This is a genomic window from Nocardioides sp. URHA0032, from assembly GCF_000620645.1.
Lineage (GTDB): Bacteria > Actinomycetota > Actinomycetes > Propionibacteriales > Nocardioidaceae > Nocardioides.
The window spans coordinates 301,197-324,756 of sequence record NZ_JIAV01000020.1; the positions used below are offsets into that span (position 1 = coordinate 301,197).

Below are 23,560 nucleotides of genomic sequence, written 5' to 3' on the forward strand. Positions count from 1 at the left end.
GGAGAACTCCCCGGGCTCAGGGCAGCGGGTCGACCTCGTCGTACCCGCCCACGCCGGCGGCCAGCAGCGCCAGGTGGTGGTTGCCGTCGCCGAGCAGGTGGTCGAGCGCGGTGAGCCGGCTGGTGTAGGACCCGATGGAGTACTCCGCGGTCATGCCGATGCCGCCGTGCAGCTGGATCGCCTCCTGGCCGATGTGCCGGCCGGCCCGGCTGACCTGCAGGGCCGCCCGCGACGCCGCGACCGACGCCTCCTCGCCCGACGCGTCCGCGAGGACCATCGTCGCCCACACCGCCATGCTGCGGGCGAGCTCCAGCGAGACGTACAGGTCGGCCGCGCGGAAGGTCAGCGCCTGGAACGTGTTGAGCGTGACGCCGAACTGCTTGCGGCTCTTGAGGTACGCCGAGGTGGTCTCCAGCGCCACCTCCATCAGCCCGATCGCCTCGTTGCACGCGGTGATCCGAGCGATGTCGAGCACCCGGGAGACGACCCCGGTGGCGTCGCCGCCCGAGCCCAGCGGGACCGCGGCGGTGCCGTCGAAGGCGACCCGCGCGGCCCGGCCGCCGTCGTGCGTCGGGTAGCCCTCGCGGGCGGCATCGGTGCCCGCGACCACGAACAGCCCGGTGCCGCCGTCCGGCAGCGCCGCGCTCACGACCAGCACGTCGGCGCGGGCGCCCTGGACGACCGGCTCCTTGACCCCGCTCAGCGTCCAGGCGTCCCCGGAGGAGGTCGCCTGCACGGCGGTCGCCGAGGGCGACCAGCGCGAGCCCGGCTCGGCGTGCGCGAAGGCGAGCACCGTCTCGCCGGACGACAGTCCGCCCAGCAGCTCGGTCTTCTGCTCCTCCGAGCCCGCCGCCGCGACCAGTCCGCCGGCCAGCACCACCGAGGTCAGGAACGGCTCGGGAGCGAGCACCCGGCCCAGCTCCTGCGCCACGATCCCGACCTCGATCGCACCGGCGCCCATGCCGCCGTACTGCTCCTCGAAGGGCAGGCCCAGCACCCCCATCTCGGCGAGCTGCTGCCAGACCTTGTCGCTGAAGCCCGGCTCCTCGGCGACCGTGCGCCGGCGGTTCTCGAAGTCGGAGTACGCCTTGCCCACCAGGCCGCGGACGGCCTCGCGGAGGGCCTGCTGCTCCTCGTCGTACGTGAAGTCCATGCGCTGCTCCTCAGAGTCCCAGGATCGTGCGGGCGATGATCTGGCGCTGCACCTCGTTGGAGCCGCCGTAGATCGAGGCCTTGCGGAAGTTCAGGTACACCGGCGTCGAGCGCCGGGTCCACCACGGCAGGTCGGAGTCGTCGCCTGCGCCGGAGGCGAGCGAGGCCGGACCGGCGACGTCGACGACCAGCTCGGTGACGGCCTGCTGGAGCTCGGTGCCCTTGAGCTTGAGGACGGAGGACGCCGGGTGCGGCTTGCCGTCCGCGGAGTGGGCGACCACCCGCAGCGCCGTGAGCTCGAGGGCGAGCAGCTCGTTCTCCAGCTCGACGATCCGCGCCGCCAGCAGCGGGTCCTCCTCGAGCATCGGGCCGGCCCACTCCTTGGCCTGCGCGAGCACCCGCTTCGTGGCACCCACCGGTGCGACGCCGACGCGCTCGTTGCCGAGCAGGAACTTCGCGTAGTCCCAGGCGCGGTTCTCCTCGCCGACCAGGTTCTCGACCGGCACGCGGACGTCGGTGAACCACACCTCGTTGACCTCGTGGCCGCCGTCGATCAGCTCGATCGGCCGGACCTCGACGCCCGGGGAGGTCATGTCGATGAGCAGCATCGAGATGCCGGCCTGCTTCTTGGCCTCGGGGTCGGTGCGCACCAGGTTGAAGATCCAGTCGCCGTACTGCCCCAGGGTCGTCCAGGTCTTCTGCCCGTTGACAACGTACTCGTCGCCGTCGCGCACCGCCCGGCACTTCAGTGCCGCCAGGTCGGAGCCGGCGTCCGGCTCGGAGAACCCCTGAGACCACCAGATGTCGAGGTTCGCGGTCGGCGGCAGGAACTTCTCCTTCATCTCCTGCGAGCCGAACTGCGCGATCACCGGGCCGATCATCGAGGCGTTGAACGCGAGCGGCACCGGCACGTAGGCGCGCTGCATCTCCTCGTGCCAGATGTGGCGGCGCAGTGGCGACCAGTCCCGGCCACCCCACTCCGTGGGCCAGTTCGGTACGGCGAGGCCGTGCGCGTTCATGACCTGCATGCTCTCCACGAGCTGCTCGCGGGTGAGCTCGCGCCGGTCGCGCACCGCGTCCCGGATCTCCTGGGGGATCTTCGTGGTGAAGAACTCCCGCATCTCGTCGCGGAACTCGGCGTCCTCCGCCGACAGCGCCAGCTGCATGGGTGGCCTCCTGATGGGTCGGTGGGGCCACGTTACCGGCCGGTATGGAGGCGCGCCTCGACCGGCCGGGGACTGGAAGCCATTCCGTCCGACGGCCTGCCGGGGACTGCGGCTACGACAGGCGCGGGACGAGCAGGTCGGCGAGGCCGATCCGGGAGAGGAACTGCTCGCGGACCCGGTCGCCGAGCAGGTTGACCTCCTCGGCGCCGTCACCCACCGGGTCGACGTGGACCCGGAACGGCCGGCGACCCTTCGGCAGGTCGACGACCCGGACGATCTCCCGGGCGACCTCGGTCGGGTCGGCGGACTCCGGGGCGAGCTCGGCGAGGCGCGCCGCGACCTGGTCGAGCAGCCCGGCGTACCGGGTCTCATAGGCGGCGGCGGTCCCGGCGTCCGTCGGCCCTCCGGCGTGGGCGAAGTGGTTGGTGCCGGTCGTGAACGAGCCCGGGACCACGATGGTGGTGTCGATCCCGAAGCGGGCGAGCTCGGCGGCGTAGCTCACCGCGAGGGCGTCCTCGGCGGCCTTGGCGGCGAAGTACGGCGCCAGGTACGGCGGAGTGCCGCCGCGGCTGCTGGAGGAGCCGACCCAGACGAGCAGGCCGTCGCCGCGAGCCCGAAGGTGCGGAAGCACCGCGCGGTTGACCCGCTGGGTGGAGAGCACGTTCACGTCGTAGACCTCCGCGAGCTCCTCGGGGGTGAAGGCCTCGGCCGGTCCCAGGACCATGTGCCCGGCGTTGTGAACCACCACGTCCAGGCGACCCGCGTCCTCGAGGACCTCCTTCACGGCGGCGTCGACGGAGGTCTGGTCACTCACGTCCATCTCGACGGCGCGGGCCTCGACCCGGTGCGTGCCGGCGTACTCGGCGAGCTCGGCGACCGCCGGGGCGTTGCGGGCGGTGGTGCCGCGCATCCCGGCGTAGACCCGGTGACCCGCGTCAGCCAGCGCCCGGGTGGTCATCGCGCCGAAGCCGCTCGACGCGCCGGTGACGACGATGTTCTTCTGCACGAGCTCTCTCCTCGGGGGCTGGTGACGTGCCGGGAATCGCGGGTGCCGCTCAGGCGATGCCGCCGTTGACGTAGATCACCTGGCCGTTGACCCAGCGGCCCGGGCCGGCGAGGAAGGCGACGGTCTCGGCGATGTCCTCCGGGGTCCCCAGCCGCTGCGTCGGCGACATGTTCGCCAGGCGGTCGAGCGTCGCCTGGTCCTTGCCCTCGAAGAACAGCGGCGTGGCGGTCGGGCCCGGGGCGACGGCGTTGACGGTGATGTCGCGCCCGCGCATCTCCTTCGCCAGGATCATGGTGATCGCGTCCACGGCGCCCTTGGTGGCCGCGTAGCCGGTGTAGGTCGGGAAGGCGAGCTTGACCACCGACGAGGAGAAGTTGACGATCGCGCCGCCGCGGCGCAGCCGACGAGCGGCCTGCTGGTTCACGACGAAGGTGCCGCGGATGTTGGTGCGATGCATCCGGTCCAGGTCGTCCAGGCTGAGCTCGGCCAGCGGCGACAGCAGCATGATGCCGGCGGTGTGCACCACGACGTCGATCCCGCCGTGCTGCTCCTCGGCGCTGGCGAACAGGTCCTCGACCTGGTGCTCGTCCGCGACGTCGGCCTGGAAGATGCTGGCAGAGCCTCCCGCGTCCGTGATCGACGAGGCAACCTCCTCGGCGTGCGCGGGGTTGCCGGCGTAGTGCACCACCACGCTGATCCCGTCGGCGGCAAGTCGCTGCGACACGACGCGCCCGATCCCTCCTGATCCGCCCGTGACGATGGCTACGCGTGGGTCGCCGCTGCTGGTGTTGGTGGTCGGGCTGGACATGCGGGCTTCCTCCTCGGGCGCACGGGCAGGACCTTGAGCTGACGTCAGCCTCGTCGCGGTCCGGGCGGCTTCGCATCAGCCACTGGCCAGCGCGCACACTCGGCCACCGGCTCGGCAGGTCCGGACCCACCCCGAGCGCCTCCCCGTGATCGGGGCCCGCGCTCCGTACAGTGCTGGAGTGCGACGCTTCCTCCCTTCCCCAGCCCTCGTCGTGGCGACCCTGGCCCTGGTCCTCTCCCTGGGCGGCGTGAGCTACGCCGCCGCGAAGATCGGCACCCGCGACATCGCCAACGACGCCATCATCAGCGTCAAGGTCAAGGACGGCTCGATCCAGCCGGCCGACCTCGGCCCCGCGGTCGCGAGGGCCATGCAGGTCCGCGCCTACACCAGCGTCGTGATCAGCCCGACGATGGCGATCGACACGACCCGGAGCAAGGGCTTCGCGACGGTGACGCGCCCCTCGACCGGGATCTACTGCCTGACGCTGGACGACAGCATCGACGCCTCCAGCACGGCGCCCGTGGTGACCGTCGACTGGGACAACTCATCCGGCAACAACCTGTCGGCGTTCGTCTCCAAGTCCGCCCACGACTGCCCGGCCGGGACCGACCTCGGCGTACGGACCTACGCGTTCAAGGCCGGCACGGCGAACGCGCTCACGAACATCGTCGCGTTCACCGTCGTCGTCCCCTAGGTGCGGCGGCTCGTCGACACCCGGACACCGCGGCACCCCGCTGCCGCGGTCCTGGTGCTGCACGGCGGCGCCAGCCGGGACGACCGGCCCGACGTCAGCCCCGCCCAGCTCTCGGTGCTGCGGATGGTCCCGGTCGCCCGCCGGGTCGCACGCGCGGGGCGCGGCCGGCTGGCGGTGCACCGGCTGCTGAACTCCACGCGCGGCTGGGGGACCTCCACCACACCCGTCGACGACGTCCGGTGGGCGCTCGGCGAGCTGCAGGAGAGGTACGGCGACCTGCCGGTCGGCCTGGTCGGACACTCGCTGGGCGGCCGGGCCGCGCTGCTCGCCGGCGGCGAGCCGGCGGTCCGCTGCGTGGTCGCGCTCAACCCGTGGGTCTACCCGGACGACGACGCGGACCTCACCGGCCGTGCCGTGCTGGTCGTGCACGGGACCGAGGACCGGGTGGCCTCGATCGGTCGCTCCCGCACGGTCGCCGCGCGCCTGGGCCGGCGTACCGACGTCGAGCTGCGCGAGGTCCCGGGCGGCACCCACGCGATGCTGCAGCGGCGCGGCGAGTTCGACGGCGCGGCCGCGACGTTCCTCGCGGAGCACCTGCTCGGCTAACGTGGCGACATGCCGCCTCCTCTCGTGGTGATGGGTGTGTCAGGGTCGGGCAAGTCGACCGTCGGCGCTGCTCTGGCGCAGCGGCTCCGGGTGCCGTTCGAGGACGCCGACGACCTGCACCCGCCGGCCAACATCGCCAAGATGTCGGCGGGGCACGCGCTCGACGACCACGACCGGTACCCGTGGCTGGAGAAGGTCGGGGAGTGGCTCGCGGCGCACCCGGACGGCGGCGTGATGAGCTGCTCCGCGCTCAAGCGGAAGTACCGCGACCAGCTGCGCCACCACGCGCCGCACCTGCGGTTCGTCCTGCTGGAAGGCTCCTTCGAGGTGATCTCGCGTCGGCAGGCGAGCCGGCCCGGCCATTTCATGCCCGCGTCATTGCTGCGGTCGCAGTTCGCGACCCTCGAGCAGCTCCAGCCCGACGAGGACGGGGTGGTCATCGACGTCGATCAGAGTGTCGATGCCATCGTCGAGGGGTACGTAAGGGGAACGCACCTCGAGGAGAACTGATGGACCTCACCGAGCCGGTCGCAGCCGGCTGGCAGCTGATCACCGCCGCGCTCGTCGCGATCGCGCTGATCGTCGTGCTGATCACGCTCGTCAAGATGCACCCGTTCCTGGCCCTGATCCTGGGCGGCCTGACGGTCGGCATCCTGGCCGGGCAGAACGTCAGCGACGTGCTCGTCTCGTTCACCACCGGCTTCGGCACGACGGCCGCCGGCGTCGGCGCGCTGATCGCGCTCGGCGCCATGTTCGCCAAGCTGCTCGCCGACTCCGGCGGCGCGGACCAGATCGTCGACACGATCGTCGGCCGGGCGTCCGGGCGGCTGCTGCCGTGGGCGATGGCCCTGGTCGGCGCGATCATCGGCCTGCCGATGTTCTTCGAGATCGGCCTCGTGCTGCTGATGCCGGTGATCTACCTGGTCGCCCGGCGCGCCCGGGTCTCGCTGATCACCGTCGGCATCCCCGCGCTGGCGGGCCTCTCCGCGATGCACGGCTTCGTGCCGCCGCACCCCGGGCCGGTCATCGCGATCCAGAACCTCGACGCGAACCTCGGCGTGACCCTGGGCCTCGGCATCGTGGTCGCGATCCCGACGATCATCGTCGCGGGCCCCTTGTTCGGGGTGCTGGCCGGCCGGTGGGTCGTCGTCGAGCCGCCGACCACGTGGGAGCGAGAGGATCGCGAGGACATCCGGCGCCCGTCGTTCGGGATCACGCTCGCCACCGTGTTGCTCCCGGTGGTGCTGATGCTCGGCAAGGCGATCCTCGACATCGTCATCGACGACCCGGAGAACAACGTCCAGCAGGTCGGCGACGTGATCGGCAACCCGTTCATCGCGCTGCTGATCGCGGTCCTGGTCGCGATGCTGACCTTCGGCGTCGGCACCGGGATGGACCGGGCGCGGATCTCGACGTCGGTCTCGGAGGCGCTCCCGCCGATCGCCGGGATCCTGCTGATCGTGTCCGCGGGTGGCGGCTTCAAGCAGGTGCTCGTCGACACCGGCATCGGCACCCTGCTCGCCGACTGGGCCAAGGGCGCGAACGTCTCGGTGCTCCTGCTGGCGTGGGTGCTCGCCGTGCTGATCCGCCTGGCCACCGGCTCCGCCACCGTCGCGACGATCACCGCGAGCTCGCTGATGGTCGGCCTGGTGCAGGGCCTCCCGACCGGTGAGGTGTCGCTCGTGGTGCTCGCGGTCGGCGCCGGATCCCTGTTCTTCTCGCACGTGAACGACGCGGGCTTCTGGCTGGTCAAGGAGTACTTCGGCATGACCGTCGGCCAGACCGTGAAGTCCTGGTCCCTGATGGAGACCGTGCTGTCGGTGACCGGGCTCCTGGCCGTCCTGCTGCTCGGGGTGTTCGTGTAGCGGTACCTCCGCCCCGGTGAGCACGCCGGACCGACCAGCCCGGGACCCGGCCGGGACGCCGCGATCGAGCAGGTCGAGGGCGCCCGGCGGGACGGCGATCAGGTACGACCCGACGGAGCATCGAGCTCGTCGAGGTAGCGGCTGGTCGGGACCAGGTCGAGGTCGTGGTCGGCGCCGATCCGGGCGACGCTGGCCATCAGCTCGCCCAGCCGGCGGTGCAGCTCGGCGTCGTCGCCGCCGCTGCCGTAGAAGGCGTGCATGTCCGCGATCCCCGCGCTCGGGAACAGCTCCTCGACGATCGCGTCGATGCCGTGGGCCGCCGCGGTGACCGCGCCGGTCACGACGTTCTGCACGTAGCCGAAGGTCGCCTGCGTGCGGATCGCGACCGGCGTGTGCTCGACCATCCAGCGGCGGATCCACTCGTCCCGTGCCAGCTCCTGCGGCCGCCGCAGGATCGCGACGTTGGCCAGCGCGTCCGCGCGGCTCCCGTCCCACGCCTCCGGCGGGTCCAGGCGGCGACGCTCGTCCACGGCGTACCCGTGGACCGTGGCCGCGACCTGTCCCAACGCAGCGGCGACCGCTGCCGGGTCCGCGTCCCAGGTGCTCACGATCGCCCGCACCGGCTCCTCGAACTCGCCGAACCGCATCGCGTCCGCCACGTGCTCGTCGTCGACGTTCAGCTGGAGCCGGCGGACGCCGGCCGCGTACAGCGCTCCGTGGAGGCCGTCGTCGTGCAGGCCGTCGTCGTGCAGGCCGTCATCGTGTAGGGCACTCGGGTCGACGCCCCACAACAGGAACATGTTCTTGTCCACGGGGTGACGGTAGCGGGCCGTCAGAGCACGGAGCGGTAGACCTCGACCGTGCGCTCGGCGATGGCGTCCCAGGAGAACGACGAGATCGCCCGCTCGCGACCCGCCCTCCCCATCTCGGCGGCCCGCGCCGGGTCGGAGACGACCGAGGTGAGCGCGGCCGCGAAGTCGGCGACGTACCGGTCCGGGTCGAGCGGCGTGCCGGTCCCGTCGGTCGCTTGGGAGATCGGCACGAGGACGCCGGTGGAGCCGTCGACCACCACCTCCGGGATGCCGCCGGTGGCGGTGGCGACCACGGCGGTCTCGCAGGCCATCGCCTCCAGGTTCACGATGCCCAGCGGCTCGTAGATCGACGGGCAGGCGAACGCCGTGGCGTCGGTCAGCAGCGCGACGACGTCGCGGCGCGGCAGCATCTCCGGGATCCACACGACGCCGGACCGCGACGAGCGCAGGGAGGCGACCAGCCCCTCGACCTCGGCCATGATCTCGGGAGTGTCCGGCGCGCCCGCGCACAGCACGATCTGCACGTCGGGCGGCAACGCGGCGCAGGCGCGCAGGAACAGCGGCAGCCCCTTCTGCCGGGTGATCCGGCCGACGAACACCACCGACGGGCGGTCCGGCTCCACCCCGAGCGCGCGCACCCGGTCGGGCGAGGGGACCGGCGCCCAGTCGACGGTGTCGATGCCGTTGTGCACCACGTGCACGCGAGCCGGGTCCACCGCGGGGTAAGACGCCAGCACGTCGTCACGCATCGCCGCCGACACTGCGATCACCGCGGCCGCCGCCTCGTACGACGTCCGCTCGACCCAGGACGAGATCGCGTAGCCCCCGCCGAGCTGCTCGGCCTTCCACGGCCGCAGCGGCTCGAGCGAGTGCGCGGAGACGACGTGCGGGACGTCGTACAGCAGCGCGGAGAGGTGGCCGGCGAGGTTGGCGTACCAGGTGTGGGAGTGCACCAGCTCGGTGCCCGCGCAGCCGTCGGCGATGGTGAGGTCGACTCCCAGGGTGCGCAGCGCGGCGTTCGCGCCGGAGAGCTCCGCGAGGTCGGGGTACGACGCCGTGAGGGCCTCGTCGCGGAACGCACCGAACGCGTGGACGTGCGCCTGCACGTCGGGCCGCGCGCGTAGGGCGCGGACCAGCTCGGCGACGTGCACGCCGGCGCCTCCGTAGACCTCGGGTGGGTACTCGCGGGACAGCACGTCGACTCGCACGCTCCCGAACCTATCCGGCGGGCACTACCTTGGGCACATGTCGCTCAGCTCCCGGAAGAAGGTCCTCGCGATCGTCCTGGCGGGAGGTGAGGGCAAGCGGCTGATGCCGCTCACCGCCGACCGGGCGAAACCGTCGGTGCCGTTCGCCGGCATCTACCGGCTCATCGACTTCGCGCTCTCGAACGTCGTCAACAGCGGCTACCTGAAGATCGTCGTGCTCACCCAGTACAAGTCGCACAGCCTGGACAAGCACGTCACCCAGACCTGGCGGATGTCGACCATGCTCGGCAACTACGTGGCGCCGGTGCCCGCGCAGCAGCGGGTGGGCAAGAACTGGTACCTGGGCAGCGCCGACGCGATCTACCAGTCCCTGAACCTGATCCGCGACGAGCGGCCCGACACCGTGGTCGTCGTCGGCGCGGACCACGTCTACCGGATGGACTTCGCCCAGATGGTGGCCGCGCACTGCGACAGCGGCGCGGCGTGCACGGTCGCCGCGATCCGGCAGCCGATCGAGCTGGCGGACCAGTTCGGCGTCATCGACGTGCACCCCGACGAACCGACGAAGATCCGGGACTTCCTGGAGAAGCCGAAGAACCCGGTCGGCCTGCCGGACAGCCCGGGCGAGGTGCTCGCGTCGATGGGCAACTACGTCTTCGACGCCGACGCGCTGGTCGAGGCGGTGACCCGGGACGCCACCGAGATCGGCTCGAAGCACGACATGGGCGGTGACATCGTGCCATCGTTCGTGCGCCGCCAGCAGGCGAACGTCTACGACTACAAGGACAACGACGTCGCGGGCTCGACGGACCGCGACCGCGGCTACTGGCGTGACGTCGGGACCCTCGGCTCCTACTATGCCGCGCACATGGACGTCGTCTCCCCCCTTCCGATCTTCAACCTCTACAACTTCGACTGGCCGATCTACACCTCCTACGGCCCGCAGCCGCCGGCGAAGCTCGTGAAGGGCGTCGCGGGCGAGAAGCCGTTCGTCGACGAGGCCGTGCTCTCGCCCGGGGTGGTCGTCACGGGCGGTCGCGTGCAGAGCTCGGTGCTGTCGCCGGCGGTGCGGGTCGGCGCGGGGGCGGAGGTCGTCGGCTCGGTGCTGATGAACGGAGTCCGCGTCGGCGACGGCGCCCGGGTGCACAACGCGATCATCGACAAGAACGTCGTGGTCCCGCCCGGGGCCGAGCTCGGGCTCGACCCGGCCGCCGACCGGGCGCGCGGGTTCGTCGTCGAGGACGGGCTGACCGTGCTCGGCAAGGACCAGGTGTTCCCGGGCTAGATCACGCCGGCGGCACGAGCGGCCTCGGCGTACGCCACCGCCAGCGACGCCGCCGTCTCGTGCGCGTTCAGCCCGCTCGGGTTCGGCACGACCCACAGCTCCGCGCCGGCGAGCGGCTCCGGCTGCCGGCCCGGCGTCGCCAGCTTGCGGTCGAAGGCGGTGCGGTACGCCGTGATGCCGAGGATCGCCACCACCCGGGGCGAGGTACGGCGCACGGTCGCCTCCAGCTCGGCCGCCCCCGCCCGCAGCTCGGCCCGGGTCAGCTCGTCGGCGCGGGCCGTCGCCCGCCGCACGATGTTGGTGATCCCGATGCCGCGCGAGCGGAGCAGGTCGCGGTCGGCGTCGGTCATCCCGCCGGAGGGGCTCAACGGCTCCTCGATGATCCCCGCGGCGTACAGCGCGGGGTAGAAGCGGTTCGACGGGGACGCGAAGTGGGTCCGGGTCGCCGCGGTCCACAGGCCGGGGTTGATCCCGACGAACAGCAGCTTGAGCCCGGGCCCGACCAGGTCGGGCACCTCGTGGTCGCGGTAGGACAGCAGCTCGGCGCGGGTGAAGCGGGGCACCCGCGCAGCCTGCCATGGCGGAACCCGGCGGCGGTCAGTACCGTCCCATCACCATGCGACGACTTCTCGGAACGCTCGCACTCCTGGTGCTGCTCGCCGGCTGCGGTGACGAGGCGGGCGGGCGGTCGCCCGATCCCCAGGACGCGCCGGAGCCCGAGATCATCCTGGTCCACGCCACCGCCGGGGGAGGGGACCCGGAGGCGCAGGCGACCGACGTGACCGACCCGGCCGACCTGGCGTCCTACGTCAGGCAGTTCAGCGACGGGCTGGCCGGGCAGGTGACGAAGGCCGCCGGTGCTGCGGGCGGCAACCCCGTCCTCGCGCAGGTCGTCTCGGTCGGCTGCGACGTGCCGCCCGGCGCCGACCTCGAGCAGGACGTGATCGTCCCCGAGACGGTCGCGAAGCCGATGCCGGAGTGCCTCGCCCCGGTGACGACCGTCGCCGTGGCGAGCGTGCCGGCGCTCCAGTGACCGTCAGGGCTTGTGGTACTCGATCGCCACGGCGTTCGCGACCCATCGCTGGAAGCCGTCGGAGGGCGTGTTGAGCACGGCGGCCGCGCCGTTGCGGTTCTTCCCGACCATCGTCGAGGAGCCACCGCCGTCGAGGTTGATCGCCTCGTCGGCGCCGAGATCGATCATCAGGTTCGCGAGCTCGACCATCGTGTAGCCGCGGCTGCGTGAGCTGCGGCCGTCGACCACCAGGATCAGCACCTCACCGGTGTCGGCGTCCACGCCGATCGCGGTGCGCGGTGCCAGCGTGCGGTCGTCGACCGCGCGGATGATGCCGTCGTGCACGAGGAAGTGGTTGCCGCTGATCGCCATCTGCGGGCGGCCCCGGAGCGACCACTGCACCTTGACGCGGGCGCCCTTGGGGAACTGCTTGCGCAGCAGCGCCGCGCCGTCCCCGCGGCCGACGAGCATCAGGCCGGGGATGACGGTGTCGTTCGCGAGCTTGCCGCGGTTGCTGACGACACGACCGTTCGCGACCATCACCTGGCGGACCCGCTCGGTCTGGCCCTGCGTGACGGCGTACCCCGCGGTGCGCCCGAACCGCGGCGTGTAGACGCCGAGCCCGCCGGGGATGACGAAGGACGAGTTCAGGTTGGTGACCGCGAGCCTCGGGTGGAACAGCACCTTCGCGGTCATCGGCACGTCGTCGATGCCGGCGCGCCCGTTCCGGTTGATGAAGAACGCGTTGTTCCAGCCGTCCTTGCGGGCGTGCAGCAGACCGCGCTGCCGGTCCTTGCCGAGCCCGAGCGGCGCTCCCGTGTGACCGATGTCGTAGAAGTCGCCGTTCACGCCGGCGACCGCGCCGTCCGCGGCGAGGATGTCCTTGACGGGCGCGACCCGGCGCACCGACGGCATGCTCGCGTAGTCGATCCTCAGCCCGGGGGTGCTCGGGTCGACGGTCAGCAGGTGCGCGACGATCGGGCCGCGTGCGTCGGTCTGCGTCCAGCGGGTGTACTTCACGCCCGGCGCCACCCGCCAGCCGACCCGGTCGTCGGTGGTCGCCCGGGGGTAGGTCGAGGTGCGGGGCGCCGCGGTCGCCTCCGGATAGCCCCCGGAGCTGTCCTTGGGATGCAGCTTGCGGGGGACGTCGGGGCCCTGGTGCCCGGGGCGTGCGGGGTCCCCGGCGAGGGCGGGCGCCCCCGCTGCGAGGGCGCACGCCACCAGGCCGGCCGAGAGGGTCAGGCGGATGCGCACCCCCGCAAGGCTAGGCCGTTCACCCGCCCACGACGGGGAGGTGGACGGCCGTGTCCTCGAGCACCACGGCCCCCGGGGTCCGGCTGCCCATCCCCACGAAGGTGTCGCTGACGGGGGTCGCCAGCAGGTACAGCGTCTGCCCGGCCGGCACGTCGATCGCGACCGACGGCAGGGCGATCCGGCGCTGCTCGCCGACCACCGGCGCGGTGGTGCTCAGCGGGAGGACGTTGTTCTGCACCAGGTGGGCGTCGGCCGGCGAGGTGCCGACCGCGAGGCCGTAGAACGCCCGGTTGTTCACCCCGAGCGCGGTCAGCGTGCCGGTGAGGAACGGCGTCCCGGCGACCCGGATGGGGCCCTGGGCGACGGCGTAGGCGATCGGGGCGCCGCCGGTCTCCGGGGTGGCGACCGTGCCGACGTCGTACGTCGTGTTGGCGCGGGGGGTCGCCACGGTGGTGCAGGTGCTGTCCGGGGTGGCCAGGTGCAGCTTGCCGTAGCCGCGGAGCCCGGTGTGCCGGCCCTCGAGCTGCTCGTCGAGGAACCGGATCGTCAGGTCGGTGAAGGTGCCACCCGCGAGCTGCTCGCTGCACGGGTCGGAGGCGACGCTGACCCCGCTGGGCAGCACGGCGGGCAGCGTGTGGCCGCCGTTGTACGCGACGAAGATGCTGTGCCGGCGCGCGTGCGGGGTGATCGCGGTGCGCCAGTTCGCCAGGCCCTGCTGCAGCGGGAAGAGCGTGTCGGTGGTGCCCTGCCCGAACAGGACCGGGATGTCGAGCCGGCGCCCGTGCTCGACGTGCCACCGGGGCCCGTTCTCGCGGAAGAAGGAATCCATGTCCTCGGTGCCGGGCACCGAGCCGTCCGGCCAGCTTCCGGTCGCCGAGCCCTCGACCAGCGCCTGGTAGACGTTGGTCGGCAGCGCGTCCGAGGGGACTGCCCCGGCGCTCAGCGCCGCCGCCCACTCGGTGCGGACCACGCCCTCCGGCGCGAGGCTGTCGCTGAGGTCGTTCCAGGTGATCTCAGGCGCGAGCGCGTCGAGGACCGGCTTGCCCTTCAGGCGCAGCTCCTCGAAGGCGGTGAGGAACTGGTAGCCGCCTCCGTAGCTGCCGCCGATCGCGGCCATCCTCGGGTCGCCCGGGCCGTCCTGCTCCACCCAGGGCAGACCGCTCACCAGGGTCACCAGCTTCCGGACGTCGTGTCCCTCGACGCGCGGGTTCTCGACGTACGCGTGCCCACCGCTCTCGCCGAAGCCGCGCTGGTCGAAGGAGATGACGGCGTACCCGCCGCGGAGGAGCTTCGTGAACGCCGAGGGGTCGGTCTCGCGCTGTCCACCCCAGCCGTGGCTGTGCATCACCATCGGCACCGGGCGGCGAGCGGTCGCCCCGGCCGGGCGGAAGATCGTGTAGCAGATCTGGACGGGGTTGCTGGTCCCCGGATCCGGGACGCTGGTCAGGCAGCCGTCGGTCGTGGAGGCGAGGGGGCGTGCGGCGGCGGTCGTCGTGGGTACGGCGACCAGCGTGGCGGCGAGCAGCGTGGTGGCGATCAGCGTCTTCATGGTGCGGTGTCAACGCCGTTCCCGAGGTCGGGGTTACTCACCAACGGGGATGCGGGCGGCTAGGTTGGCGCCGTGCCGTGGAACACGTTCGTCGAGGGCGACAACCTCGACGTGCTGCCCACCCTGCCGACCGTGGACCTCGTCTACATCGATCCGCCGTACAACACCGGCAACGACTTCGCCTACAAGGACGCCTTCGGCGGCCATGCCGCGTGGGTGGCGTTCATGCGGCCGCGGCTCGCGGCGGCCCGCGACGTGCTGCGCGAGACCGGCGCGATCTTCGTCAGCATCGACGACAACGAGGCCGCGCACCTGAGGCTGCTGATGGACGAGCTGTACGGCGAGCAGAACTTCCTCGCCCAGGTCGTGGTCAACCTCAACCCGAAGGGCCGGCAGCTGGGCAAGGGCTTCGCGACCAGTCACGAGTACCTCCTGGTCTACGCGCGGGACGCCCGGCGCACCGTCCTCGACGCGACCTCCGCGGACACCGTCGACGAGCGCGACTTCCCGCTGACGACCCAGGACGGCCGGCGGTACCGGCACCTGCCGCTGCGGAACACGAACAAGAAGTTCAACCCGGTGACCGCGCGGACCCTGCACTTCACGGTCTGGGGCGACCCGGAGAGCGGACGGGTCAGCACCACGCCGTTCGCGGGCGCCGTCGAGATCGGCCCCGTCTTCGGCGACGGGCGGCCCGCGGTCTGGCGGTGGAGCCGCCCGCGGATCGACGAGCGCCCCGACGACCTCGTGTGCCGTCGGGTGCAGGGCAGGCTGGGGGAGCGGGTCGACGTGTTCCAGCGCGACTGGCTGCATCCCGGAGTCCCGGGCGGGCGCCGCAAGAAGCTGCGCACGATCTGGCTCGCCGAGGAGGTCGGGTCGACGGACACCGCCGTGCAGGAGCTCAAGGACCTGGTCGGCCACGTCTTCGAGTCGCCCAAGCCGACCGGGCTGGTCCGCCGGATCCTCTCGACGATGCCCGACGACGCGGTCGTGCTCGACTTCTTCGCCGGGAGCGGGACGACGGGCCACGCGGTCGCGCTCCAGAACGCCGCGGACCGCGGCTCCCGTCGCTGCATCAGCGTCAACTCGGCGGAGCCGACCCGCGATGGATCGAACGCCCGCAACGCCGGCTTCCTCACGGTCGCCGACATCACCCGCGCCCGGCTGCGCGCCGTCGCTGAGACGGTCGGTGGCGGCCTCGAGGAGGTCGGGGGCAGGATCGACGCATGACCTCCGCCCGCGTCGCCCTCGTCACCGGAGCATCCAGCGGCATCGGGGCGGACGCGGCCCGCGGGCTGCGCAGTGCCGGCTTCGAGGTGTACGCCGTGGCCCGACGGGTCGACCGGATGGCCGGCCTCGAGAAGGACGGGGTCCGGGTCCTCGGGATGGACGTCACCGACGAGGAGTCGATGACGTCGGGGGTCGAGCGGATCCTCAGCGAGGGCGGTCGCATCGACGTCCTCGTCAACAACGCCGGCTACGGGTCGTACGGCGCGGTCGAGGACGTGCCGCTCGACGAGGCAAGGCGGCAGTTCGAGGTCAACCTCTTCGGCCTGGCCCGGCTCACCCAGCTCGTCACGCCGGGGATGCGGCACAACGGCGGTGGCCGGATCATCAACATCTCCTCGATCGGTGCGGTCATCTACGAGCCCTTCGGCGCGTGGTACCACGCCACGAAGTTCGCGGTCGAGGGCTTCAGCGACAGCCTGCGCGTGGAGCTCAGGCCGTTCGGCATCGACGTCGTGATCGTGCGCCCCGCCGGCATCGTCACCGAGTGGAACACGATCGCGCGGGAGCGGCTCGCCGCGACGAGCCGCGGCGGCGCCTACGCGCAGTACGCGGACAGCGCCGTCCGCACGCTGGCGAGGGTCGACAACCGGATGATGTCCAGCGGCCCGGAGGTGGTCGCCAGGACGATCGTCAGAGCGGCCACCGCCCCACACCCCCGCAGCCGCTACGCGACCGGCAAGGGTGCGCGGATCATCCCCGCCGTACGCCGGGTGCTGCCCGACCGGGCCTTCGACGCGGTGCTGGCCCGGGCGTTCCTCCGCTAGACGCCCGCTGCCCTCTCCAGGGCCGCGACCTCGTCGTCGAGGTGCGTCAGCAGCCGCTGGAGGTGCGGCACGGTCCGCCGGCAGCCGATCAGCCCGAAGCCGAGGTTGCCGTCGTAGGAGATGCAGGTGATGTTCAGTGCCATCCCGTTGATCGGGATCGACAGCGGGTAGTGGCCGACCAGCTTCGCGCCGTTCCAGTACTGCGTCGACCGCGGGCCCGGGACGTTGCTGATGATCAGGTTGTACGGCGGCCGGATGATCCCCGACATCCGCAGCAACGGCGCGACGATCGCCGGGGCCTGGCCGAGGGCGCTCATCGCCATGATCTGCGCCGGCGTCATGCCGGAGAGGGCCTCCTTGCCGTCGAGCATCGAGGCGTGGATGCCCTCGAGCCGGCCGGCGGGGTCGTGGAGGTCGGTGCCGAGCTGGCACATCACCGCACCGACGGCGTTCCCGCCCTCGGTCGAGGCGATGTGGGACTCCTTCGCCTTGAGGCCGACCGGCACCATCGCGACCAGGGGCGCCTCGGGCAGCGCATCGTGCTCGAGCAGGTAGCGGCGTACCGCGCCTCCGCACATCGCGAGCACGACGTCGTTGATCGTCGTCCCGGTGGCCTTGCCGATCCGGTGCAGCCGCTCGATCTCCCAGTCCTGGGCGGCGAACCGGCGCGAGCCGGTGATCTTCTGGTTGAAGATCGTGCGCGGCGCGTGCAGCGAGATCGACGAGGTCTCGTTGCGGACGCCCTTGCTGATGGTCTTGATCAGCGCGCCCGGCATGCCGGCCGCCTCGGCGGCGATGCCGAGGGCCGACCGCATCACCTGGGTCGGGATCTCGGCCAGGCTCGTCTCGTCGGACTTCGTGCGCTGGGGCCGGTCCCGCCGGGTCCGCGCGTCCCACGGCGGCGGCATCTCGCGGGTCGCGGCGTCGGGGCTGAGGGTGCTCTGGACGAGCCGCATCGCCGAGATGCCATCGACGAGGGAGTGGTGGACCTTGGTGTAGAGGGCCACGCGCCCGTCGCGGAGCCCCTCGATGATGTGCGCCTCCCACAACGGCCGCTCCCACGCGAGCCGCGTGCTGTGCAGGCGGCTGCTCAGGTCCAGGAGCTCCCGGACCCGGCCGGGCTTCGGCAGCCCGCTGTGCCGGATGTGGTGGTCGATGTCGAACTGCTCGTCCTCGACCCAGACGAGCTGCCCGCCCGTGGACAGGGAGCGGTGCGGTCGCTTGAGGAACAGCGGCGCGATCTCCTCGACGTCCCGCATCGACTCATACATCTCCCGGCCGTAGTTGCGGCCGGCGCCCTCGGGCTTCTCGAAGAGCTGGAGCCCGCCCACGTGCATCGGCATGCTGCGGTTCTCCGCCAGGAGGAACGCCGTCCCGGTCGGGTCGATCGGTGAGACCACGCTTCCCCCTGGTTTCGCTCCGGTCCCGGATGGTGCCGTCCGAGTGTGGCGGCTCGTGGCGACCGCCACAACCCGTCAGTGGTGCCGCCCGTGCTTCTTCGGGCCGTGCGGCTTCTTGTGGTGACCGGGACCGTGACCGTGCGGCTTCGGGTGGTGGTGCTCCGGACGGTGCTTCGGCGGCGGTGGAGGAGCGGAGCGCGCCGCCCCGGTCGCCGCCGGCTTCGTGGAGCCGGCGGTCGCCTGCACCGGGTGCGGCGTCGCCGACGTGGTGTGCCGAGCGGCCGCCGTGTCGGCAGCGGCCGCCGGAGCGGTCGGGTCGCGCCCCTGGAGCGCGGCCAGCAGGAGGGCCGCGACCAGGACGACCGCCCCGCCCGTGACGACGACGATCCGGCGCCGGGCCCAGGGCCCGACCACGACGGGCGGCGCCGGCGGTGTGGCGGGCATCGGCGGCACCACGACGGTGCGGGTCGTGGGTGCCACGGCAGCCCGCGCGGCGACCTCGGCCGCGGTCGGCCGCTCCTCCGGCGTACGCGAGAGCATCGCCCGGAGCAGCGTGCGGAGCCCGGCCGGTACTCCGCTGGGCAGCTCGGGCGGGTCGTCGCGCAGGTGGGCGAGCGCGGTGGCGACCGGTGTCTCGCGCTGGAACGGCGAGCTGCCGGTGAGGCACTGGTGGGCCACGACGCCGAGCGCGTAGACGTCGGACGCGGGTGTCGCCCGGGCGCCCTCGACCTGCTCGGGGCTGAGGTACTCCGCCGTTCCGACCACGAAGCCGGTCTCGGTGAGCGGCTCCGCGGTGTCGGACCGGGCGACGCCGAAGTCCACGAGGACCGGCCGGCCGTCCGACGTGAGCAGGATGTTCGAGGGCTTGAGGTCCCGGTGGACGACGCCGGCCGCGTGCGCGGCGGCGAGCGCCTGACCGATCCCGACCAGCAGGTGGGCGACCCGGCCCGGTGGGAGCGGGGCGGTGAGGGGAATGCCCTCCACGAGCTGCATGACGATGTACGGCGTCGTGCCGGCCGGGCCCTCCTCCTCGCCGTAGTCGTACACGCGCACGATGCCCGGGTGCTGCAGCCCGCCCGCGAACCGCGCCTCCGCCCGGAGCCGGGCGCGGTTGACCTCGTCGTCGGTCGTGCGCAACACCTTGACCGCGACCGGCCGGTCCAGTCGCGTGTCGTGGGCCCGGTAGACGGTCCCCATGCCACCGGACCCGATCCGCTCGGTCAGCTGGTAGCGCCCGTCGAGCAGGCGCAGTCCGCCCGTCACACCCTCAGTCACGCCCCGGTGGTACCCAGGCGGGGTTGATCGGGAACGCGGACCCGTCGGCGTGCGCCGGCCCGCGGATCGTCCACAGCCCCGGCTCCGGCAGGGTTCTCCACAGCGGGAGGCCGACCCGGCCCGCGAGGTCCGCGACCGCTCCTAGCGTCGCCGGCATGAGATGGATCATCGGCATCGCCCTCGTCCTCGGCACCTGCGTCGGAGGAGCCGCGGTCGCGGCCGTCGACCCGCCGCCCGGCGACACCATCGTCGACGTCACCGGAGACCCCGCCAACGGCTTCGAGATCCGGCACTACGACGGCTCGGCGGAGTACCCACCGACCGACTCCGAGGCACGCGCCGAGTGCTCGGAGTACCACGCCCGGCTACGGGAGGTCCGGTGCCGGACCGAGGTGCGCACCTGGTACCGCGACCTCGGCGACCTGGAGCAGGCGCTCGACTGGGCGCACTCCTCGTGAACGACGCCGTGGGCGGCATTCTCACGGCGCCGTGACGGTGCGGGCCCGCGTGGCAGGATCGCCCGCATGGAGGCGGGGCCGCTCGACCGGATGTGGGACCGCGGGCGCACCTCGTTGCGCGCCCGGATCAAGCGGCTGGAGTCGAAGACCTGGCAGATCGGGCAGTGTGCGATCGCCGCCGGGGTGGCCTGGTTCGTCGCCGCCGACCTGTTCGGCCACCCGACCCCGTTCTTCGCGCCGGTCGCGGCGGTCGTCGCCCTCGGGACGTCCTACGGCCAGCGGCTGCGCCGGGTCGCCGAGGTCACCATCGGCGTCGCCGTCGGGGTCCTGCTCGCCGACCTCCTCGTGGCCTGGCTCGGGTCCGGCGGCTGGCAGATCGGGCTGATCGTCGCGCTGTCGATGTCGGCGGCCTTCCTGCTCGACGAGGGCCCGCTGTTCGTGACCCAGGCCGCGGTGCAGTCGATCGTGATCGCCGGGTTGGCGGCCGACCCCAGCCAGGCGTTCACCCGCTGGACCGACGCCGTGATCGGCGGCGCGGTCGCGCTGGTGGCGGCGACGATCGTGCCGGCGGCGCCGTTGCGGCGACCGCGTGAGCAGGCCGCGGTCGTGATGCGGAAGGTCGCGGCGCTGCTGCGGGCCGCGGGTGAGGTGATGTCCGACGGCGAGGCCGCGCGGGCGCTGGCGCTGCTCGCAGACGCGCGGTCGACGGACTTCCTGATCCGCGAGCTCCAGGACGCGGCGGACGAGGGCCTCTCGGTCGTCGAGTCGTCGCCGTTCCGGGTCCGGCACCGCGACGACCTGCGCAAGATGGCCGAGCTCGTCGACCCGCTCGACCGGGCGCTGCGCAGCACCCGCGTGCTGGTCCGGCAGACCGCGGTCGCGGCGTACCACCGCCGCCCGGTCCCGGGCTCCTACGCGCTGCTCGCGCTCGACCTCGCCGACGCCGGCGATGCCGTGGCCGAGGAGCTGGCCGCCAACCGGATGGCCACGGCGGCCCAGCCGGCGCTGCTGGCGGTCGCCGAAGCGACGGGACAGGTGGAGCGCACCGACGTGCTCGCGGCCGAGGCGGTCCTGGCCCAGCTGCGGTCGGTCGTCGTCGACCTGCTCATGGTCACGGGCATGGACCAGCTGGAGTCGACCGACGCGCTGCCGCCGCCGCGATGAGCCCGGCCGTGGCGGGCGAGCGGTGGGTGCTGCACGTCGACCTGGACCAGTTCATCGCCGCCGTCGAGGTGCTGCGCCGCCCCGAGCTGGCCGGGCTGCCCGTCGTCGTGGGCGGACGCGGCGACCCCGCCGAGCGCGGGGTGGTGGCGACCGCGTCGTACGAGGCCCGCGCGTACGGCGTCGGGTCCGGGATGCCGCTGCGGGTGGCCGCCCGGAAGTGCCCGGACGCGGTGTTCCTGCCGGTCGACAAGGACGCGTACGACGCCGCGTCTGCCGAGGTGATGGCGACGCTGCGCGGCCTGGAGTGGGGTGGCGTGCCCGTCGTGCTCGAGGTGCTCGGCTGGGACGAGGCGTTCCTCGGCCCGGGCGCGGGGCACGCGGACCTCGGCGACCCGCGGGAGTTCGCGGAGCGGGTGCGGGCAGCCGTGCTGGCCGCCACCGACCTGCACTGCTCGGTCGGCATCGGCGACAACAAGCTGCGCGCCAAGATCGCGACCGACTTCGGCAAGCCGCGCGGTGTGTGGCAGCTGACGGAGGAGAACTGGTTCGAGGTGATGGGGGAGCGGCCGACCACGGCGCTGTGGGGGATCGGCTCGAAGACCGGCAAGAAGCTGGCCGCGCTCGGCATCGACACCGTCGCCCAGCTCGCGAGCTCCGACGCCCGGCTGCTGGCCGCCGAGCTCGGACCCACGATGGGGCCGTGGTACCACCGCCTCGCCCGGGGCGCGGACACCGGTCCGGTGGACGCCACGCCGTGGGTGCCGCGCGCGCACGGGCGCGAGGAGACGTTCCAGCAGGACCTCGAGACGCCGGAGGAGGTCGCGGCCGCGATCCGGGAGCTGACCCGGCGCGTGGTCGCGGACATCGACGCCGAGGGCCGGCCAGCGGCGCGGGTCGGCCTCAAGGTCCGGCTGAAGCCCTTCGTCACCGTGAGCCGCAGCCTGACCCTGCCGGCGCCCACCAGCGACCCGTCCGTGCTCGGCGACGCGGCGGTCTCGCTGCTGGACCGGCTGGACGACCGGGACCGCGACCGGCCGGTGCGGCTGCTCGGCGTCCGGCTGGAGATGGTGCCCCCGGACGGGGGCTACTGAAGGCCGGCGCGCAGCTCCCGCACCACGGAGTCGACGACCGCGACCAGGTCGCCGTCGGTGGCCTCGGCGACCGCCCGCTGGCGCTGGTACGACGCGCCCCGGCGCGGGATGTCGGCCACCGAGTCCAGCTCGGCGGCGCAGCCCAGCCGGTCGGCGACCGGGCCGAGGCGCTCGAGCAGGTCGGCGAGGTCGTCGGTGACCAGTCGCTCGTTCGACGCCGCGTCCGTGATCACGATCGCGTCCAGGCCGTAGCGCGCGGCGCGCCACTTGTTCTCCTGCACGTGCCACGGCGGCATGGTCGGGAGGATCTCGCCCGCGGCGAGCCGGGTGTCCAGGTCGATCACGAGGCAGTGCATGAGCGCGACCAGTGCCGCGAGCTCGGTGAAGTTGGAGACACCGTCGCAGACCCGGTTCTCGAGCGTGCCGTGCGCCGGCGCCGGCCGGAGGTCCCAGCGGATCTCGGTGAGCTCCTCGATCACGCCGGTGACGACCTGGTCCTGGGCGAACGCCTCGAACTCCGACCACGTCTCGAACTGGAACGGCAGCCCGGCCGTGGGGAGCTGCTGGAACATCAGGGCGCGGTTGGAGGCGTACCCCGTGTCCGTGCCGGCCCAGATCGGGGACGAGGCCGAGAGTGCCTGCAGGTGCGGGTAGTAGGTGAGCAGGGCCGAGAGCACCGGCATCACCCGCTCCTTCTCGGGCAGGCCCACGTGCACGTGCACGCCCCAGATCAGCATCTGCCGGCCCCACCACTGGGTGCGGTTGATCAGCTCCTCGTAGCGGTGGCCCTCGGTGAGCTGCTGACCGGTCCAGGTCGCGAACGGATGGGTGCCGGCGCCGTACAGGTCGATGTCGAGGTCGTCGCCGGCCGGGAGGATCACCTCGAGGGTCTGCTGCAGGTCCGCCATCGCGGCACCGACGGTGCGGCACACGCCGCTGACGAGCTCCACGGTGTTGCGGAGCATCTCCTTGTGCAGCTTGCCCGGGTCCGGGAGCCGCGGCTTCGCCCGGGCGAACAGGTGCGTGGCGTCGTTGCGCAGGTCGCGGGTGCGCCGGTCGACGAGCGCCAGCTCCCACTCCACGCCCAGCGTCGGCTCGGGAGATCCGTGGAAGTCGATGCGCACCCGACCAGCGTTCCACAGGTCAACCGAGGGGCATGTCGTCCACCCGGGCGATCCAGCTCGCGGCCACGCCGTGGTACGGCGCCGCGCCGGCCGCCACCGCGGCGTGCACGCGGTCGCACGACGCCATCGCCGCGGCCACCAGGTCGTCGGGGTAGCGGAACCGGATCCGGTGGTCCGCGAACTCGTCCTCGTCGTCGACCCAGACCCGGCCGGTGTTCCCGCGGACCACGTCCAGGTCCAGGTCCACTGCGCGCACGACGGTGCCGTCCCAGACCGGCGGGGTCGTGACGTCGACGTACACCTGCAGCGGTCCGTCGACGTCGTGGAAGGTCGCCAGCCAGCCGCGGCCCTCGTCCGGCCCGGCCGCCGGGATGAGCCCGACCTGGCGGGTCGGCGCCACGTAGGTCATGCCGGGCCGGGTCATCACGGTGCCTGGCCGGATGCCCAGCCAGTCGCCGTGCTCGTCGCTGCCGAGGTAGGTCGTGCCGAGCTCCCAGTGCGGCCGGTCACCCCACTTCGACATCACGATCCGGACGGGCGTTCCCGGTGGTGGGGTCACGTGACCTGTCTACCAGCC

24 protein-coding genes are annotated in these 23,560 nt (G+C 72.7%); 11 read left to right on the plus strand and 13 right to left on the minus strand.

Features of this window, described 5'->3' with window-relative positions; all coding sequences use genetic code 11:
* Positions 1 to 16 precede the first annotated feature (16 nt).
* The 4 genes from N538_RS0111960 to N538_RS0111975 all read right to left on the minus strand — a co-directional run bounded on the left by N538_RS0111960 (position 17) and on the right by N538_RS0111975 (position 4,132).
* On the minus strand, positions 17 to 1,153 hold the full coding sequence (locus tag N538_RS0111960; protein ID WP_028637502.1) for an acyl-CoA dehydrogenase family protein: 1,137 nt from the start codon (positions 1,151 to 1,153) through the stop codon (positions 17 to 19).
* A gap of 10 nt (positions 1,154 to 1,163) precedes the next feature.
* Positions 1,164 to 2,318, minus strand: coding sequence for an acyl-CoA dehydrogenase family protein (locus N538_RS0111965; RefSeq protein ID WP_028637503.1), 1,155 nt, complete (start codon positions 2,316 to 2,318; stop codon positions 1,164 to 1,166).
* A 112-nt stretch (positions 2,319 to 2,430) separates the two neighbouring features.
* Positions 2,431 to 3,324, minus strand: coding sequence for an SDR family oxidoreductase (locus N538_RS0111970; RefSeq protein ID WP_028637504.1), 894 nt, complete (start codon positions 3,322 to 3,324; stop codon positions 2,431 to 2,433).
* A gap of 49 nt (positions 3,325 to 3,373) precedes the next feature.
* Positions 3,374 to 4,132 carry an SDR family oxidoreductase gene (locus N538_RS0111975; RefSeq protein ID WP_028637505.1) on the minus strand — a complete coding sequence of 253 codons (759 nt, stop codon included), beginning with the start codon at positions 4,130 to 4,132 and terminating at the stop codon, positions 3,374 to 3,376.
* A 178-nt stretch (positions 4,133 to 4,310) separates the two neighbouring features.
* On the opposite strand from N538_RS0111975, the gene N538_RS0111980 reads away from it, so the two are divergent.
* From N538_RS0111980 to N538_RS0111995, 4 genes are read left to right on the plus strand one after another with little or no spacing between them, the layout of a single operon-like run.
* Entirely contained in the window at positions 4,311 to 4,826 is a 516-nt protein-coding gene (locus N538_RS0111980) for a hypothetical protein (RefSeq protein ID WP_155992072.1), read from the plus strand.
* A complete protein-coding gene (locus tag N538_RS0111985) occupies positions 4,827 to 5,432 on the plus strand; it encodes an alpha/beta hydrolase (RefSeq protein ID WP_028637507.1) in 606 nt (201 codons plus the stop codon).
* Positions 5,433 to 5,441: 9 nt separating this feature from the next.
* Positions 5,442 to 5,942, plus strand: a complete 501-nt coding sequence (locus N538_RS0111990) for a gluconokinase (RefSeq protein WP_028637526.1) — start codon at positions 5,442 to 5,444, stop codon at positions 5,940 to 5,942.
* Entirely contained in the window at positions 5,942 to 7,297 is a 1,356-nt protein-coding gene (locus N538_RS0111995; RefSeq protein ID WP_036570200.1) for a GntP family permease, read from the plus strand. Before N538_RS0111990 ends, N538_RS0111995 begins: the two co-directional genes overlap by 1 nt.
* Before the next feature lie 98 nt (positions 7,298 to 7,395).
* Here the strand turns inward: N538_RS0111995 and N538_RS0112000 are convergent, their stop codons facing one another.
* Complete coding sequence (locus N538_RS0112000; RefSeq protein ID WP_231496200.1) at positions 7,396 to 8,109, minus strand: EthD domain-containing protein; 714 nt, start codon at positions 8,107 to 8,109, stop codon at positions 7,396 to 7,398.
* A 20-nt stretch (positions 8,110 to 8,129) separates the two neighbouring features.
* Positions 8,130 to 9,317, minus strand: a complete 1,188-nt coding sequence (glgA, locus tag N538_RS0112005; protein WP_028637510.1) for a glycogen synthase — start codon at positions 9,315 to 9,317, stop codon at positions 8,130 to 8,132.
* Between the two features lie 37 nt (positions 9,318 to 9,354).
* Here glgA and glgC point away from each other — a divergent pair, with 37 nt between their 5' ends.
* On the plus strand, positions 9,355 to 10,602 hold the full coding sequence (glgC, locus tag N538_RS0112010) for a glucose-1-phosphate adenylyltransferase (protein ID WP_028637511.1): 1,248 nt from the start codon (positions 9,355 to 9,357) through the stop codon (positions 10,600 to 10,602).
* On the opposite strand, the gene N538_RS0112015 is transcribed toward glgC, so the two are convergent.
* Positions 10,599 to 11,165, minus strand: coding sequence for a mismatch-specific DNA-glycosylase (locus N538_RS0112015; RefSeq protein WP_028637512.1), 567 nt, complete (start codon positions 11,163 to 11,165; stop codon positions 10,599 to 10,601). The two genes, glgC and N538_RS0112015, sit on opposite strands and share 4 nt — an antisense overlap.
* Before the next feature lie 53 nt (positions 11,166 to 11,218).
* Here N538_RS0112015 and N538_RS0112020 point away from each other — a divergent pair, with 53 nt between their 5' ends.
* Entirely contained in the window at positions 11,219 to 11,635 is a 417-nt protein-coding gene (locus tag N538_RS0112020) for a hypothetical protein (RefSeq protein ID WP_155992073.1), read from the plus strand.
* A gap of 3 nt (positions 11,636 to 11,638) precedes the next feature.
* On the opposite strand, the gene N538_RS0112025 is transcribed toward N538_RS0112020, so the two are convergent.
* Both N538_RS0112025 and N538_RS0112030 read right to left on the minus strand, forming a co-directional pair.
* On the minus strand, positions 11,639 to 12,868 hold the full coding sequence (locus N538_RS0112025) for a phosphodiester glycosidase family protein (RefSeq protein ID WP_028637514.1): 1,230 nt from the start codon (positions 12,866 to 12,868) through the stop codon (positions 11,639 to 11,641).
* Between the two features lie 19 nt (positions 12,869 to 12,887).
* Positions 12,888 to 14,417 carry an alpha/beta hydrolase family protein gene (locus tag N538_RS0112030; protein WP_028637515.1) on the minus strand — a complete coding sequence of 510 codons (1,530 nt, stop codon included), beginning with the start codon at positions 14,415 to 14,417 and terminating at the stop codon, positions 12,888 to 12,890.
* Between the two features lie 72 nt (positions 14,418 to 14,489).
* Here N538_RS0112030 and N538_RS0112035 point away from each other — a divergent pair, with 72 nt between their 5' ends.
* Together N538_RS0112035 and N538_RS0112040 are read left to right on the plus strand one after the other, a co-directional pair.
* Positions 14,490 to 15,647: a site-specific DNA-methyltransferase gene (locus tag N538_RS0112035; RefSeq protein WP_028637516.1), complete on the plus strand. Its 1,158-nt coding sequence runs from the start codon at positions 14,490 to 14,492 to the stop codon at positions 15,645 to 15,647.
* The gene (locus N538_RS0112040) at positions 15,644 to 16,471 is read left to right on the plus strand and encodes an oxidoreductase (protein ID WP_028637517.1); all 828 of its coding nucleotides are present in this window, start codon (positions 15,644 to 15,646) and stop codon (positions 16,469 to 16,471) included. Before N538_RS0112035 ends, N538_RS0112040 begins: the two co-directional genes overlap by 4 nt.
* On the opposite strand, the gene N538_RS0112045 is transcribed toward N538_RS0112040, so the two are convergent.
* Both N538_RS0112045 and N538_RS25090 read right to left on the minus strand, forming a co-directional pair.
* Positions 16,468 to 17,871 carry a WS/DGAT/MGAT family O-acyltransferase gene (locus N538_RS0112045; RefSeq protein WP_028637518.1) on the minus strand — a complete coding sequence of 468 codons (1,404 nt, stop codon included), beginning with the start codon at positions 17,869 to 17,871 and terminating at the stop codon, positions 16,468 to 16,470. The two genes, N538_RS0112040 and N538_RS0112045, sit on opposite strands and share 4 nt — an antisense overlap.
* Before the next feature lie 75 nt (positions 17,872 to 17,946).
* Positions 17,947 to 19,146 carry a serine/threonine-protein kinase gene (locus tag N538_RS25090; RefSeq protein WP_155992074.1) on the minus strand — a complete coding sequence of 400 codons (1,200 nt, stop codon included), beginning with the start codon at positions 19,144 to 19,146 and terminating at the stop codon, positions 17,947 to 17,949.
* A 155-nt stretch (positions 19,147 to 19,301) separates the two neighbouring features.
* Between N538_RS25090 and N538_RS25095 the strand changes: the two genes are divergently transcribed.
* The 3 genes from N538_RS25095 to N538_RS0112070 all read left to right on the plus strand — a co-directional run bounded on the left by N538_RS25095 (position 19,302) and on the right by N538_RS0112070 (position 21,859).
* Positions 19,302 to 19,604: a hypothetical protein gene (locus N538_RS25095; RefSeq protein WP_197025319.1), complete on the plus strand. Its 303-nt coding sequence runs from the start codon at positions 19,302 to 19,304 to the stop codon at positions 19,602 to 19,604.
* Positions 19,605 to 19,670: 66 nt separating this feature from the next.
* Entirely contained in the window at positions 19,671 to 20,768 is a 1,098-nt protein-coding gene (locus tag N538_RS0112065; RefSeq protein WP_028637519.1) for an FUSC family protein, read from the plus strand.
* Between the two features lie 8 nt (positions 20,769 to 20,776).
* Entirely contained in the window at positions 20,777 to 21,859 is a 1,083-nt protein-coding gene (locus N538_RS0112070) for a DNA polymerase IV (RefSeq protein ID WP_231496201.1), read from the plus strand.
* Here N538_RS0112070 and N538_RS0112075 read toward each other — a convergent pair.
* Both N538_RS0112075 and N538_RS25100 read right to left on the minus strand, forming a co-directional pair.
* On the minus strand, positions 21,853 to 22,983 hold the full coding sequence (locus tag N538_RS0112075; protein WP_028637521.1) for a glutamate--cysteine ligase: 1,131 nt from the start codon (positions 22,981 to 22,983) through the stop codon (positions 21,853 to 21,855). The genes N538_RS0112070 and N538_RS0112075 overlap by 7 nt on opposite strands.
* A 19-nt stretch (positions 22,984 to 23,002) precedes the next feature.
* Positions 23,003 to 23,542, minus strand: coding sequence for a DUF402 domain-containing protein (locus N538_RS25100; protein WP_155992075.1), 540 nt, complete (start codon positions 23,540 to 23,542; stop codon positions 23,003 to 23,005).
* Between the last annotated feature and the right edge of the window lie 18 nt (positions 23,543 to 23,560).

Excerpts from the sequence above, each read along its gene's own strand:
- N538_RS0112040 (WP_028637517.1), top strand. The coding sequence starts at position 15,644 with ATGACCTCCGCCCGCGTCGCCCTCGTCACCGGAGCATCCAGCGGCATC.
- N538_RS0112020 (WP_155992073.1), top strand. The coding sequence starts at position 11,219 with ATGCGACGACTTCTCGGAACGCTCGCACTCCTGGTGCTGCTCGCCGGC.
- N538_RS0111990 (WP_028637526.1), top strand. The coding sequence starts at position 5,442 with ATGCCGCCTCCTCTCGTGGTGATGGGTGTGTCAGGGTCGGGCAAGTCG.
- N538_RS0111960 (WP_028637502.1), bottom strand. The coding sequence starts at position 1,153 with ATGGACTTCACGTACGACGAGGAGCAGCAGGCCCTCCGCGAGGCCGTC.
- N538_RS0111995 (WP_036570200.1), top strand. The coding sequence starts at position 5,942 with ATGGACCTCACCGAGCCGGTCGCAGCCGGCTGGCAGCTGATCACCGCC.
- N538_RS0111975 (WP_028637505.1), bottom strand. The coding sequence starts at position 4,132 with ATGTCCAGCCCGACCACCAACACCAGCAGCGGCGACCCACGCGTAGCC.
- N538_RS0112065 (WP_028637519.1), top strand. The coding sequence starts at position 19,671 with ATGGAGGCGGGGCCGCTCGACCGGATGTGGGACCGCGGGCGCACCTCG.
- N538_RS0111965 (WP_028637503.1), bottom strand. The coding sequence starts at position 2,318 with ATGCAGCTGGCGCTGTCGGCGGAGGACGCCGAGTTCCGCGACGAGATG.
- N538_RS25095 (WP_197025319.1), top strand. The coding sequence starts at position 19,302 with ATGAGATGGATCATCGGCATCGCCCTCGTCCTCGGCACCTGCGTCGGA.
- glgC (WP_028637511.1), top strand. The coding sequence starts at position 9,355 with ATGTCGCTCAGCTCCCGGAAGAAGGTCCTCGCGATCGTCCTGGCGGGA.
- N538_RS0112030 (WP_028637515.1), bottom strand. The coding sequence starts at position 14,417 with ATGAAGACGCTGATCGCCACCACGCTGCTCGCCGCCACGCTGGTCGCC.